General features: G+C 69.4%; 12 protein-coding genes and 1 pseudogene. 5 read left to right on the forward strand and 8 right to left on the reverse strand.

The genetic code is table 11. The features are described 5' to 3' along the window. Positions 1-9 precede the first annotated feature (9 nt). Genes CLT75_RS30915 through amcA form a run of 5 tightly spaced genes read right to left on the reverse strand, consistent with a single transcriptional unit; the run spans position 10 to position 4,857 of the window. Positions 10-1,044, reverse strand: coding sequence for a hypothetical protein (locus CLT75_RS30915; protein WP_135243614.1), 1,035 nt, complete (start codon positions 1,042-1,044; stop codon positions 10-12). After that, complete coding sequence (locus CLT75_RS30920) at positions 1,041-2,750, reverse strand: carbamoyltransferase C-terminal domain-containing protein (protein ID WP_135243615.1); 1,710 nt, start codon at positions 2,748-2,750, stop codon at positions 1,041-1,043. The genes CLT75_RS30915 and CLT75_RS30920 overlap by 4 nt, the downstream gene beginning before the upstream one ends. Further along, complete coding sequence (locus tag CLT75_RS30925; protein WP_135243616.1) at positions 2,747-3,700, reverse strand: thymidylate synthase; 954 nt, start codon at positions 3,698-3,700, stop codon at positions 2,747-2,749. Before CLT75_RS30925 ends, CLT75_RS30920 begins: the two co-directional genes overlap by 4 nt. 18 nt (positions 3,701-3,718) lie before the next feature. After that, positions 3,719-4,690, reverse strand: a complete 972-nt coding sequence (locus tag CLT75_RS30930) for an NAD-dependent epimerase/dehydratase family protein (protein ID WP_209310410.1) — start codon at positions 4,688-4,690, stop codon at positions 3,719-3,721. Then, entirely contained in the window at positions 4,687-4,857 is a 171-nt protein-coding gene (gene amcA, locus CLT75_RS33545; protein ID WP_486485312.1) for a multiple cyclophane-containing RiPP AmcA, read from the reverse strand. Before amcA ends, CLT75_RS30930 begins: the two co-directional genes overlap by 4 nt. 442 nt (positions 4,858-5,299) lie before the next feature. On the opposite strand from amcA, the gene CLT75_RS30935 reads away from it, so the two are divergent. Beyond that, positions 5,300-6,631 carry a helix-turn-helix domain-containing protein gene (locus CLT75_RS30935; protein WP_135243617.1) on the forward strand — a complete coding sequence of 444 codons (1,332 nt, stop codon included), beginning with the start codon at positions 5,300-5,302 and terminating at the stop codon, positions 6,629-6,631. Here CLT75_RS30935 and CLT75_RS30940 read toward each other — a convergent pair. Then, a complete protein-coding gene (locus tag CLT75_RS30940) occupies positions 6,628-7,284 on the reverse strand; it encodes an HAD family hydrolase (protein WP_135243618.1) in 657 nt (218 codons plus the stop codon). The genes CLT75_RS30935 and CLT75_RS30940 overlap by 4 nt on opposite strands. 143 nt (positions 7,285-7,427) lie before the next feature. Further along, positions 7,428-7,925, reverse strand: a complete 498-nt coding sequence (locus CLT75_RS30945) for an NUDIX hydrolase (RefSeq protein WP_135243619.1) — start codon at positions 7,923-7,925, stop codon at positions 7,428-7,430. Between the two features lie 1,158 nt (positions 7,926-9,083). Between CLT75_RS30945 and CLT75_RS30950 the strand changes: the two genes are divergently transcribed. The 4 genes and pseudogenes from CLT75_RS30950 to CLT75_RS30965 all read left to right on the forward strand — a co-directional run bounded on the left by CLT75_RS30950 (position 9,084) and on the right by CLT75_RS30965 (position 13,128). Beyond that, complete coding sequence (locus CLT75_RS30950; protein WP_135243620.1) at positions 9,084-9,971, forward strand: replication-relaxation family protein; 888 nt, start codon at positions 9,084-9,086, stop codon at positions 9,969-9,971. Between the two features lie 381 nt (positions 9,972-10,352). Further along, positions 10,353-11,265, forward strand: a pseudogene (locus tag CLT75_RS30955) (DUF2637 domain-containing protein). After that, positions 11,249-11,659 (forward strand): hypothetical protein, encoded by a 411-nt coding sequence (locus CLT75_RS30960; protein WP_135243621.1) that lies wholly within the window; start codon positions 11,249-11,251, stop codon positions 11,657-11,659. The pseudogene CLT75_RS30955 and the gene CLT75_RS30960 overlap by 17 nt, the downstream one beginning before the upstream one ends. Beyond that, positions 11,656-13,128 carry a site-specific integrase gene (locus CLT75_RS30965; protein WP_135243622.1) on the forward strand — a complete coding sequence of 491 codons (1,473 nt, stop codon included), beginning with the start codon at positions 11,656-11,658 and terminating at the stop codon, positions 13,126-13,128. The genes CLT75_RS30960 and CLT75_RS30965 overlap by 4 nt, the downstream gene beginning before the upstream one ends. A gap of 284 nt (positions 13,129-13,412) precedes the next feature. Here CLT75_RS30965 and CLT75_RS30970 read toward each other — a convergent pair whose 3' ends face one another. Beyond that, positions 13,413-14,024 carry a hypothetical protein gene (locus CLT75_RS30970; protein WP_135243623.1) on the reverse strand — a complete coding sequence of 204 codons (612 nt, stop codon included), beginning with the start codon at positions 14,022-14,024 and terminating at the stop codon, positions 13,413-13,415. Positions 14,025-14,141: the final 117 nt, after the last annotated feature.

Consider the following 14,141-nt stretch of genomic DNA (forward strand, 5'->3'; position numbering starts at 1 on the left):
CACGATGGGTCATGAGAGCACCGACTCGGGGTGATGGAGCAGGTAGCTGAGCACCTCGAGCTGAGTCGAGAGTCGGAATGGGCCAAGGTGCTGGAGGCACTTCGCGATCAGGCTGGCGTGTTCATCGGTGCCGGCGATTTCGCTGAGCCAACCGATGCGGTGCCGCACGTCGGTGGCGTGCTGGACGATCAGCGACGGGGGTACGAGGGCGTCGGCGCTGCGGACTTCAGCGGGCAGCAGAGGCACGCAGCCAGCAAGGACGGCCTCGAAGATCCGTTGAGTCATCTGTCCTGCTGTGGCGTACCGGGCGGGCAGCAGCAGGACGGTCGCGAGTGCGTCGGCATAGATCGCGGACACCCTAGGGAACGGGACTCGGCCGATGAAGTTCAGATTCGGCCAGTGTCGGGTGTCGGCCCATTTGCCCGCAATCAGGTGGGGTAGTTGGGCGGCGGCCGGCGCGAAGTACGTGTCGAACATCAGGTCCCGGTCGTACTGGTTGCCGACGTAGACCAGCGGAGTACGGCGGGGCAGGGCCGCCAGGGCAGCCGGGTCAGCGGCGTCGACGGCTGCGTCGGCGACGGGGAAGAGAAGTGGTACCGCGCCCGAGTTCGGGTGCAGAGCGGGTTCGCAGACGGTGACGTTGCGGGTGCGTCGGAGAGAGGCGGTAGCGGGCAGCCGGCGGTCCTTGTCCCAGAGGATCGTGGGGATGCCGACCTGGTGGGTGTAGTGATCTAGTAATTCGGTCTGCCGGTGCAGGTCGCAGGTATGGCCGGGTCGCCCGCAGGTGGTGGTGTTACGCCCAGGAATGGGCCAGCGCCACTCGAGGAACAAGGCGTCGATGTCGGGCAGGCCGGCGTCCCAGCAGTAATCGCCGGTGAGGTTGTCGCCTGCCTCGCACAGGTCCCGGTTGGGTTGAAGGAAGACGATGTCATGGCCGGCTGCGTGTAACCCGTCGACCAAGGTGCGGCGGTGGCTGCGGCCTCCGTCCGGGGTGTCGGTGATGCCGGGACCGAGGAATCCCCAGAAGCTGTAGCCAATTCTCACTTGGTCACCCACCAGCCTTCGATGAGCAGGGCGTCCAGGCCGGATTCGGTGAGGCAGTCCAAGGCCATCTCCGGTGTGCCGCAGATCGGCTTGCCCTTGATGTTGAGCGAGGTGTTGATCAGCACGGGGTGTCCGGTGATCTCGCCGAAGCGGGTGAGGACGTCAGCGAGGAAGGGGTGTTGCTCGCGGGTGACCGTCTGGACCCGGGCGGTGCCGTTGACGTGCACGATCGCGGGCAGCTTGTCCCGGGTCAGCTCGGTCACAGGAGCGGCGAGCGACATGTACGGCGATGGTTGGCGCAGCCGGACGTAGTCGGTGGCCCTGTCGGCGAGGACGACAGGGGCGAAAGGTCGGAACGGTTCGCGGAACTTGACGGTGGCGTTGAGCCGCTCGACCACACCGGCCTCCAGGGGAGAGGCGAGGATCGACCGGTGCCCCAGCGCCCGGGGCCCGGCCTCCAGCGCGCCGGTGAACAACCCCACGATCGCTCCGTCGGCCAACTGCCGTGTCAGATGGCCGACAGGTTCGGGCGGTCGGCTCGCGTGCAGTCCGGAGCGCGGTGCTGCCGGTAACGCCAGGTCGGGATATGCGGGTCCGAGGTAGCAGTGATGGCGGAGCCCGGTGGGCGGGCGGCCGGTCACGTCGAGCCAGGCCTGGGCGGCGGCGCCGATGGCGGTGCCTGCGTCCCCGGGGGCGGGCGGCACGTGCACCTCGTCGACGATGCCGGCCTGGGCGATGAGGCCCGCACTGACGCAGTTCATGGCGACGCCACCGCCCAGGCAGAGCAGCCCCGACCCGGTCAGCCGCCGGGCCCGCTCGGCGAGATGCAGCATCACCTGTTCGGTCTGTTCCTGCAGCGCAGCTGCCAGATCGGCGTGGACAGGCTCGACCGGTGCCGTCGGCGTGCGGGGCGGGCACGTGGCGGCGGTGAACGCGGGTGTGACCCGGCCGTAGCGGCTGGCGAGCACCCGCAGGGCGATCAGCGCCGGGTCGAGGGTGAAGCCGTCGGTCGTGAGTCGGATCGCCCGGGACATCAGCTCCCGGAACCGGGCGGGGTCGCCGAGGGCGGCCAGCGCCATCACGGTGCCTTCCTCGTCACCGCGCCGCCAGCCGAGGTGCTCGGTGACGGCGCCGTAGGCGTAGCCGAGGGAGGCCGGGTCGTCGATCGCGTGTGCCAGGTCGAGGCTGAGCCGCGAGCGGCGTTGACGGGCGTGCCAGGTGGTGGTGGTCTGCAACTCGCCGAGACTGTCGACGATCAGGACCGCCGCGTCGTCCACGCCGGCGGCGGCGAAGGCGTAGAGGGCATGCGCCCGGTGGTGCGGCACGGGTTGCAGCCGAGCGCGCGGGAACCGTTGCGCCAGGTCCCGCATGCGGGACTGGTAACGGCGGTGGACCGTGGTGAAGCTGCGAGCCCGAGGTACGGCTCGAGCGCGGCTGGCAGCTTGTCGCAGATGGGTCGGCAGTTGGCCCAGTGCTCCCAGGTAGCGGCGTCCATCGAAGTTGTACGCCACGGTGGTCACGTCCGTCGATGAGAGACCGGCCTCGTGGAGCAGCCAGGCGACACCGTGTGCCGGGTAGGCCTTGCTGTGCTTGATCCCGTCGAGGCGTTCCTCCTCGACGAAGCCGATCAGATGGCCGTCGACCAGCAGCGCTGCCGCCGAGTCATGGGTGTATGCGCACAGCCCGAGCACCACATTCGCGGTCATGCCAGCTCCGCCGAGACGAGGGCCGACTGGGTGAGGTGCTGATACCAGGCGACAAGGGCAGCGCCGAGCGGCCCCGGCGTGCCGTGGGCGAGCGTGCGCGCCAAGTCGCGCTGGCCGAGCTTCCAGCTCCGGTAACTGGTAAGCACACGTCCGAACGTGTCCCACGGAGTGCCCTCGGACAGGTCGCTGTCGCCACGGATGATCCGTGCGAGGACAGCGTCCAGATCGGGCCAGTCCACGCCGAGCGGATCCATCTCGGTGACGGTTGGCTCGTGGTGGAGGCACTCGGCGGCGGCCGGGGCGTGCTCGGCGTACAGGTGCAGCGAGTCGACGTGGTGGTGGTACTCGCCGACCTCGACTCCGAGCCAGCCGGCCATCAGCTCCTGCAGGAGCGTGGTCGCGAAGATGTCGTACGGGAAGCCGAGCCACAGGTCCTGGCTGCGCATGGTGGTGTGCATCTCGAGCCGGCCCTGCCGAATCAGGAACCGATAACCGAGAGTGCACGGCACATCCCGGTAGTCGCGGTGGTCACGTGCCGGGTCGTAGATCTGGACGACGGCCTGCCGGGAGTCACGGTCGGCGCTCAACTTCCGGACGACCGCGTCGAGCTGGTCGACGCGGTCGCCCCACCGACGAATCCGTGGCCCGTACGCGCCCTGCAGGACCCCGTCGTCCGCGTAGCGGCGCAGGTTGTCGTTGAAGTCGAAGATCCACGGGTCGTCCGAGCCGGCGAGGATCCACAGTGCCTCAGCGACGGCGAACGCCGGGTTGATGACGCGGATGGGCGGCACGGAGACCAGCCGGCGTCGAGGATTGGTCAGGCACAGGTGAGCGCCGATGACCTCGGTGGTCATCATGTCGCGTGGGCAGGCGATGCGGCCGTTGAGCAGGACTGCCTGGCAGGCGGCGGTGAACAACTCACTCGCGGAGTCAGCGGTCAAGACGATCATGAGAGGCTTCCTTCAAGGTCAGGAGGTGAAGGCCGCGAGCCGGTCGCGGGAGAGATTGACCAGCCAGGAGGACTGCCGAGCCAAGCCCTCGTGGAGGCCGACGGTGGGCCAGTAGCCGAGCAGCCGGCCGGCAAGGGTGAGGTCCGCGGATGTGGAGGCGACGTCACCGGGCTGTTCGTCGGCCACCTGAACGGGGATGTGTCGTCCGGTGACCGCCGACGCCTCTTGGATGGCGCCGCGCATGGACACGCTCGCGCCGCCGCCGACATTCACCACAGCGCAGCCGGTATCGATGTGGGCGGCAGCGATCGTCGCGGAGACCACGTCAGTGATGTAGGTGAACTCCCGGCGTTGGCTGCCGTCGCCGAACAGGGTGACCGGCAGGCCGGTGTAGGCCGCGAACAGCAGCCGGCCGATGGCCATGTCGGGTCGCTGCCGTGGCCCATACACGGTGAAGTAGCGCAGCGCCACGACGCTGAGCCGGTTGTCGGGGCGACGGGCGTAGGCCAGGCACAGTTGCTCGGCGGCGAGCTTGCTCACCCCGTAGGGCGACACCGGGCAGGTCGGGTCGGTCTCGCGGCTGGGCCTCTCGGCCGGGCCGTAGACGCTCGACGACGAGGCATAGACCAATCGCCGTACGCCCGATCGGGCGCAGGCGTTGAGCAGCCGGTGGGTGCCGAGCACGTTGGATTGCGCGTAGTCGTGAAAATCCGTGCCCCACGAGGGCCGGACCCCTGGCCGGGCAGCCAGGTGAAACACGATGTCGCAGCCCTCGAGAGCGTCGTCGAGTCGGTCGGTGGCCAGATCCCGGCGGAGCGGTGTGAACAGCGGATTGCCGGCTGCAGCTGACAGGTTCTCGTCGGCGAGGGCGTCCTGGCCGAGGTGGCGGCGGTCCAGACCGACCACCTGCATGCCTCGGACCAGAAGTGCGTCGACGACGTGTGAGCCGATGAAGCCGGCCGCACCGGTCACCAACACCCGCGCCGTCACCGGCGACCACCGGCCTGAGTTGGTCGCGACAGCATGCGCTGCCACACGAAGGTGAGCAGGATGGGCTCGGTCTGGGAGACCTTTGCTCGGCCGGTCGCTGGTGTGCGGAGCTGCGCCGCCGGAGTTGGCCCGTCCGTCCATGCGTGCCGGGAGACGTACACGGTCATCGCGTGACCGTCCGACGAGTTGCGGTTGACACCCGCTGGTTGGTCCAGTCGTGGCGGGCCCGCCGAAGTGCCGGCGGGCCCGCCGTGGTGAGGCGGCGGCTGGGAGCACCCCGCCGGTCACCCGCCCGCGCAGCCCCGATGGCAGTACGCGGGCGAGGAATCAACCCCACGACTGCACCTCCGGCCGCCGCCACAACAAGCGGCGCCTGCTTGTTGATCGTCCTGTCCGATTTCTTCACCGTGAATCCCCTGGCGTCGATGACATTGGGTTGGTGAGCTGGAGCCGCCCAGCAGCGTCCGTCGATGCTCGTCAACAGCGAACCGTCCAGCAGACCCGATCGGTACCGTCCACGGCCCGTCCGCTCGCAACCAGGTAGTGACGGCCAGTAGCGAAGATGGCTAACGTGACCGTCGTCGACAGAGGACGTACGGAGGTGCTGGCATGGCCGGACGGCGTTACCCCGCCAATCGGCGGCTAGCGTGGGAGAGGCTCCAGCGGGGCTGGTCCTACGAGGAGGTCGCTGAGCGCATCCGCACCGAGATGAGCCAGGCCGGCGAGACCGATACCGGGCTGAACGCCAACACGGTGCGGCGGTGGGAAACCGGTGAGCGGTGGCCTGATCCGCGCTACCGCAAGCACCTCGTGGCCATCTTCGACAAGCCGGCGAGCCAGCTCGGTCTTCTCACTCCGGACGAGCTGGCGATGCGTCCGCAGGCGGAAACACTGCACGAGTTCAGGAGGTTGTGGGAAATGATCACCGGAGGCGACGAGACCGGCTGGGACCGGGCAACCGTTCTGCGAGCGTTGTTCGGCGCCAGCATGCTTCCCCTGGTGGCGCCCCTGCTGTCCCTCGATCCGCAGACCGCGCATGCCCAGACCAAGGCCATAGATCCAGACGCGTACGCCGAGATCGTGCGGTGCCAGCGCACGCTGTACTGGACCAGCCCCGCCCGGCCGCTCTACGAGGCTGCGTACGCCCACACCCAGCTCGGCAGCGGACTCGTCCGCGCGGCCACCGGCACCAGCCGGGTGACCCTCGCCGGTGCTCTCGCCGAATCGGCGCTGCTCACCGCACGACTGGCGTTCTTCGATCTCAACCAGCCCGCCGTCGCGCAGCGCTGCTACGACGTTGCCCTGGCCGCCACCCGTGAGGCCGGAGACCACGCCCTGGCCGCCGCCATCCTCGGCCACATGGCCTTCATCCCCGCCTTCGGACATGATCCGGCCGCAGCCCGGTCAATGATCGACGCGGCGCTCCAGCACACCTGGCACGGCGTCAGCCCGGCCGTTCGCTCCTGGCTGCACTGCGTGGCCTCGGAAGTCGAAGCCCGCGCGGGTGCCGGAGCGGCGGGACGGCACCAGATCGATCTCGCTGCCACCGCACTCGAAGCGCGTCCCGAAGCGCCCGCATGGTTCGACTACTACGACACGGGCCGGCTGCACTCCTTTGCCGGTTATGCGGTCCTCGCCGCTGGCGACCATGCTGAGGCCGCGCGCCACCTGGCCGAGTCCCTCGCCCGCTTGACCGCGACGGGCGCCAAGCAGCGCAGCGTCGTCCTCGCCGACCTGGCCTCGGCGCACAGCAGCGACGGCGACCACGCCGCCGACTACCTCAACCAGGCCCTGGACGCCCTGAACACCGACTGGTACGGCACCGGGCTGGAGCGGGTCAGAGCGGTCCGGCAGGTACTCGGTGACAGCCGAGCGGGCCACCAGCTCGATGACCGCATCGCCGCCCTCGCGACCAGCCGGGCCGCTCTTCCGGGGAGCTAAGCCGCCGACTCGTTGTGTCGGCGTACCAGCTCGGGCAGCTCTGCCAGCGAGTCGAGCTGGAAGAGGCAGCGGTCGCTGATGGTCTTGTCGTCGAGGATGTGTCCCCACGGTCCGCGCCGTACGAGGGCGGTGGCGAGCCCGGCGGCCTGGGCGGGGCGGATGTCGTTGTCGAGCCGGTCCCCGACGTAGAGGACCTGGTCGGCAAGGCAGCCGGCCTCCGCGACGACGCGGTCGAAGAACGCGGCCGACGGTTTCTCGACGTTCCAGCCGTCCGAGGTGCCGATCACGTCAACCGGCAAATCCAGGGCACGGAGGATGGTTTCGGCTCGGGCGGTCTGGTTGCCGGCCAGGCCGACCTGCACGCCGAACTCCCGTAGTGCAGCCAGGCAGGGCCGGGCGTCCGGGTAGAGGTTCTCCTCGGAGAAGTGTTCCGGCTGCCCGGCATCGGTCCGGCGCTGCCGCTCCTCGGCCAAGTCGAAGCCGGGGCGGAACACCTGGAACGTCTGCCGGTAGTCCAAGCCGCGAGCGATGACGGCGCCGAAGACGGCGGAGAAGGTGTGCCGCGGGACGCCGAGCCAATCGGCCCAGGTGCCGTACTCCCGGGACTCGTCGACGATCGTCTCACCCACGTCGAAGAACACGCTCGAGATCATCCTGGGATTGTGCCTCTCGGGCTCCACCGGATCAACGCGTGCCGCAGGCGGGGCCGTCGCGCGGGTTGTGGTGCTGCAGAGATGGCAGGAAACCACCGCCGCTGGGAGTGCCCCGTCCCCGGCCGATGATACGATCCGGCTCGCTATCTGGTGGAAGGCGCGGTTCCGTTTTCGAGGTAGACGCCGCCCCGCCCGATCGCGGCGACCGCCGCGGCAACTCGCCGAGCCAGCCGGGGGATCAACACGTCGCCCAGGCGCTCTGGCTCGACGAAGTCGAACCGGTCGAGCTCGTCTGGGCGCAGGCGCATCGTCGCGATCTGGTCCGGCGTCAGTACGCCGCCGTCGAAGACGAACATGAGGCCGCCGTCCCAGGGCGGGTTCGGCGGCACCCAATCGACGCACAGCAGCGCTCCCGTCGGCATCGACAGGCCCAGTTCCTCTCGGATCTCGCGGGCGCAGGCGGCCGCCGGAGACTCGTCCGCCTCCACCATCCCGCCGGGAATCTCCCACACGTCCTTGTAGGTCGGGTGGACCGCCAATACCCGGCCGGCCTTGTCACGGAGGACCGCGCCGGCCGCCGCGCGGACCCGTGTCACGCTGGCGATGTAGGAGAGGTCGGGTTCGGTCGGCGTCTCGGACACGCGACCGACCCTACGGGCTCCTTCCCAGCGCGTAGCTCAACAGCGAGCGAGGCCGGCCGGGCCGGTCGACCGTCGGCCCGCCCTGGAGCCGCTAACGAGCATGGCCGGACAACTCGGGCGGCCGGAGGAGACGGCGCTCGCGCCCTGACTGACCTCTTGCCGAGACCCCAGTCTCACAAAGTGAGACACCTGCGTGTGCTGGCCAAGATTCTTCGCCCCGTTCGGGCGGGGAATCCGTGCGAATTCAGGTCAGTGCGGGTTAGCGGGTGCCAACGCGTCCAACTGGGTCCGGAAGCGTGATGATCGACTGCCGGTGATGCTGGTTGACAGGGTGCTGCCGGTGGAGGCGTACTGGTACGCATCCGACCGCGTGGCGGTCCGCCCGCTGGGGTTGATCGGCCGGGCTGGTGGCGCTCCTTCGGGAGCGTCGCCGGTCGTTCGAGGGGCCCCAGGAGCGGGCAGGCCGTCGATGGGTCTGAGTGACAGGGGGTTCGCGATGAAGGATCTTTCTCCGGTGGGTTGACCCGACGCCCGACCCGGGTCGTCGTGATGTCGACGGACCTGGGTGCTCCTGTCCTGGGTTGAGGCGAAGCCCGTGCTCGGTGCGGTGCCCTGCCGCCCGCTGCAACTGCCACCGCTGTTCCCCGCTGTACGCGGCTGCCCCTGCTGGCGGTCGTGTCGAGCGCTGCTGCCCTGATTCGCCCACGGGCCGGCCGGTACGCCGGTCGGCGTGTTCGTTGACAACTCCACAGTGTGAAACATCCGCAGCCCGTCGCACCCGCCGCGCCAGGCTCGGCGGCTGCGGCAGGGCTTCCGCGACCTTGCCATGGCGTCGTGACTTTCGACGCCTTCTTCGTCTTCTTCGTCTTCTTCGATCAAGGAGTTGCTGTGTTCCCCGTACCTGTCGACCTTCTGCGCCCCGGCTTCCGACCGGGGGTAGTGACAGAACCGGTCTCGATCCCCGTTTCGGGGTCCGGGTTGGCGTCCGGGTTGAGGTCAGTCTTCACCCGGACGCCGGAACGGACCCCCTGTCTCGTCTCACACCGCAGGTCAGGCCGGCTGTCAGTGTCGTCGGCTTGTCCTGCGACAGACCCTGCCTGGTCTCGGGTCTCTCCCCCTGGGGCTGGCATTCCCTACCCGGAATGGAGGTGGTAGCCGGTGGATGATCCGGTCCTTCGGGTCCAGTCCCAGCTGACCGGCCGTGACCGGGTGCTGCTGGGCTGGTTGTACGACCACGGCGTGTTGACGTCGTTCCAGATCGCGACCGCCCTGTTCCCGTCCCTCGATTTCTGTCAGCGGCGGCTGCGGACCCTGTACCGGCTGCGCCTCGTCGCTCGGTTCCGGCCGCAGCGGGCCGACGGCGGCTCGTATCCGTACCACTACGTCATCGACCAGCTCGGCGCCGAAGTCGTCGCCGCAAGCCGGGACGAACGTCCACCGCGGCGGGACCACGCCCGGGTGGAGCGGCGGCGCTGGACCTCGACCCGCAGCCTCTCTCACCGCCTCGGGGTGAACGGGTTCTTCACCGACCTGGCCGGGCACGCCCGCACCCATCCGGGTGCCGGCTTGGTGGAGTGGTTGCCGGAGGCGGTGTGCCAGCGTGCCGGTGCGTTCACCAGCCTGCAGGATCCGGGGCTGGTGCGGGCGTATCAGCCGCGGGTCCGCCCGGACGGCTACGGCCGGTGGGTCGAGGACGGTGTCGAGGTGCCGTTCTTCGTCGAGTACGACACCGGCGCCGAGCAGCTGTCGATCCTGGCCGGCAAGGTGGACGGCTACCGGGAGTTGTTCGCAAAGATCGGGCGGGCGTGGCCGGTGCTGTTCTGGCTGCACTCGGCCGCCCGGGAACGCAACCTGCGCCACGTCCTGGCCGACGGGCCGCTGTCGGTGCCGGTCGCCACCGGTGCCCGCGACCACGCCGTCTCGGCGGGACGGAGCCCGGCGGAGGCGGTGTGGGCGGTGGCCGGCGGGGGAGGGCAGCGACTGCGGCTGGTCGACCTTGCCGGGTACGTGGCGGACGCCTCACGTCGGGCGGGTGAGGCGGCGTGATCGGCGACCGCAGGACGGCGGCGGACGGTACCTCTACCGCCGGGCGGACGGCAGAGGTCGACGTCTGTCACGGATCTGTCGGGACCGGCTCAGCCGGTGCTGACAGATCCGTGAGAGAACCGGACGTCCCCTCCCACAGCGGGCGGACCGCGTCCGAGTCCCGCGTCCGCTGCGGGCGGTCCCCGACCAGTGTCCGGTCCCTGCCCCGAGGGTGGTCCGACGCGGAGTCGGTCCGCCATCCCATGCCGCCTCCTGCGACTGACGGACGGACCGGAACACCGGTCCGAGTCGAGGAGGTGATGGGCCACGACAGCACCGGTCCCTGAACCGGACGCCAATCCGCGCGATAGCCGTGGTGAGGGTGGCGTCCAGGTCGTCATCATGCTGGCGATCGGCGGCGCAGCGGGGGCGGCCAGCTTCACCCACGTGCACAACGTGGCCGCCGCGCACGGCCAACCTGGGTGGCTGGCCTGGGCCGACGCGATCGTCCTGGAGCTGATGTCCATCGCCTCCGGCCTGGAACTACGCCGCCGCAAACGCGCCCACACCTCCACCGTTTTCCCCGCCACCGTGCTGGCCTGCGCGGTCACCCTGTCCCTGGCGGCACAGGTCGTCGAGGCCGAACCTTCGGTCATCGGCTGGGTCGCCGCCGCGGTACCCGCGCTCGGGTTCCTCGTCATGGTCAAGATCGCCCTCGGACGGACCAGCACCGCCACGCCCGCCAACACCGCCTGGACGGTTGGGGACGGCCGACGGGATGAGGCCGGGCGGACCGTTCCGGACAGCGGACTGGACGAGGCGACCCAGTCCGCTGTCACGGCGGGGGAGCGGCGGTCCCGGACCCGGACCGTCCGCTCACCGGATGCTCGTCGCCGACACGGCGGCCGGAACCGGCAGCGAGCGGACCGGGGACGGTCCGCGCAGCCGTCCGGCGACGTGGCCGAGCTGCTGTCGGCGGCGCGCAAGGTCCGAGACCGGCTCGCCGCGGACGGTCAGGCACTGACCCGGGCGGCACTCGCCGAAACCCTCCGCGCAGCCGGTCACACCGTGTCCAACACCCGCCTATCCGAACTCCTCAAGACCCTCAAGGTCGAGTCGTCGGCACCACCTGAGCTGATCGCGAGCCCGGCCGTGCCGACCAACCCGACGCCACCGCCTCTGTCACCAGAGCGGCGCAACGGTGGCGGAGCAGCCACCCCTGCGCCGGTCGACCCAGACGGGAGCACCCCCGCTCCTACCGCACAGCCATCCATCTCATAACCAGGAGAAACCTGATCATGAACAGCCCCACTAATCACGCTGACCAGACCACCCGCACCACGACCGACAGCACCACCACCGCGCCCGGCGCCGGGGAGGTGTGGACGATCGAGCGCATCCGTGCCCTCGGCGTCACCACCACCCTCGCCACCACCGCCTCAGTGCTCGGGATCAGCCGATCCCAGGCGTACCGGCTCGCCGCCACCGACCAGTTCCCCATACCGCTGATCCGGGCCGGCAGCCGCATCATCGTCCCGGTCGCCGGCCTTCTCCAGCTCCTGCTGGTCGGGGACCCCGCTTCGACCGACGACCACCGACGACTTGATGCCGACGCGAAGGTGAGCGTGGATGCCATGACCCCGCCACCAGCGGATTCCACCCGACACCGCAGGCGGCACCATACGAAGCATCCAGGAGACGATGAGTGAAAGGATCCACCTTCAAACGCTGCGGCTGCCGCGACACTGCCACGGGCCGGCGACTGGGACGCTCCTGTCCCCAGCTTCGCCGGCCCGGCGGCGGCTGGTCCCGCACCCACGGCCACTGGCACTGGCAGATCGAAATCCCCGCCCGCGCCGACGGCGCCCGCCGCCCACTTCGCCACGGCCCCTACGCCACCCAGGCCGACGCCGACGCCGTCCTGGACCGCATCCGCGCGGTGCTCGCTGTCCCTGACCCCACCGACCCGGACACCAGCGTCAAGACTGGCGACCTGATCGAAGCCGCCGTCAAGACCGGCGCGCCCATCCCCACCCCGGAGCAGGTCCGGCGGGCGCTGCACCTGGACATCACCCCGACCGAGCTGCCCACCATGCAGGCGTACCTCACCGACTGGCTCGCAGGACGCAAGAACATCAAGACAGGCACGCTGCGCTCCTACGAAGGGCACATCCGGCTGTACCTCATCCCGCATCTCGGCCACCTGCGCATCGACCGGCTCCGGCCCGGACACATCGACGCCATGTACGACGCCATCGCCCAGCGCAACACCACCATCGCCACCCTGCGCGCCAGCCGCGACCCCGCCAAGCGCACCCAGGTCAAGAACCAGCGGATCGTCAGCCCCAGAACCCTGCACGTCATCCACGCCACCCTGCGCAAGGCCCTCAACGACGCGATGCGCCGCCACCGCTACATCGACACCAACCCCGCCCTCATGGTCGAACTACCCACCGCCCGAGCACCCAAGCCCACCGTCTGGACCGACCAACGCATCCGCACCTGGCGCGACACTGGCAAGACCCCCAGCCCCGTCATGATCTGGACACCCGAACACACCGGCAGATTCCTCGACCACACCCACGACGCCGACGACCGGCTCTACGCCCTCTACCACCTCATCACCTTCACCGGCCTCCGCCGCGGGGAAGCCTGCGGCCTGCACTGGGACGACCTCGACCTCGACGCCCACACCCTCACCGTCCGCTGGCAACTCGTCCAACACGGCTGGGCCACCGCCATCGACACCCCCAAAACCACCGACAGCGAAGCCGCGGTCGCCCTCGACACCGAAACCGTCGCAGTGCTGCGCGCCCACCGCACCCGGCAACACCGCGAACGCCTCGCCGCCGGTCCTGCCTGGACCACCACCGGACTCGTGTTCACCACGCGCACCGGTGGCCGGCTCCACCCTGCCGACGTCACCGACCACTTCCACCACCTCGCCACCCAAGCCGGACTACCACCCATCCGACTCCACGACCTCCGCCACGGCGCTGCGACCATGGGACTCGCCGCCGGCGTCCAGATGAAGATCATCTCCAACCGACTCCGCCACTCCAGCCCACACTTCACCGCCACGTTCTACGGCGCTGTCCTCCCCGAACTCTCACACGCCGCAGCCGAAGCAACCGCCGCCATCGTCCCCCGCCGTGGTAGCACCGCAATGCCGGCGTAGTTCGCAGTTTCGCCTCCATCAGTCGCGTAGGGCCGGCCGACGACGCTGTCGGCCGGCCCTACGCTGTCTTCGTCAGCGCGGCGTCTGCCGGCCCGCTCTGGCTGATCCGGTTCCGCAACGTCTTGTGATGCAGACCAAGTTGTCGTACTGACGGATCATCGACTGGCGTCCAGATCCGGCGGTCGGTCTGGGGCGAGGGCGACCTGCAGGTCGCGAGGTGCGATCCTCTCTGGGAAGCCAACCCCTCGAGCGCTTCGTGACCGTGTGCCTGGTCGACGCCCCTGTCAGCTCAGCAGTGTCCGGGCACGTTGACTCGGCTTGAGGGTCGTGACTTTGAATGGACAGTTCTTGTCCGTCAACAGGGCATATGCGTCGATGGCCCGGGTGGCGGCGTCTTGAGCCTGGTCGGCAGGCTTCACGCCGCGTCCACGGTTGCGGAACAGGGCACCGTAGAAGGCGGAGCTGAACACGCCGCTCTCATGCCAGCCGATGATGGAGGAGGTGCCCACGTAGGTGACCTCGCCCTGGAGGCAGTCTCGTACCGCCTTCTGCCACGCGCCGGTGCCGGTCTTGCAGCCGTCCGCGATGATGGCGCCGGTCGAGATGCCTCTGCCCCTGCCTGCCGCGACTTCCCCGAGCTGCTCGAAGGACACGGTGAACTCGCCGTCCGTGCTGGTGAACGACGGCGTGACGCTGTGGTCGCCGTGGGCCATGACGTGTAGGACGTCGCATGACGAAGTGAACGCGGACAGCACGGTGTCGGGATCACGGGAGCGGACGAAGTCGATGTCCACGATCGGAGCTTCACAGCCGGCGTTGATGTTCTGCAGTGTCGACTGGACGAACGTCATCGCAGCATCGAACGACGAGTCCAGTCCGATGTCGAGCAAGGTCACTCTTCTCGGCCTCATTTACGACCCTCCCTGGCGCTTGCATGGTCGACATGGCCTGGAAAGGGGTATGCGTGAACGACCGTAGTGACCGGAACCCATGCCGCTTCACCGACTCGTTCA

Source organism: Micromonospora sp. CNZ285 (genome assembly GCF_004637285.1).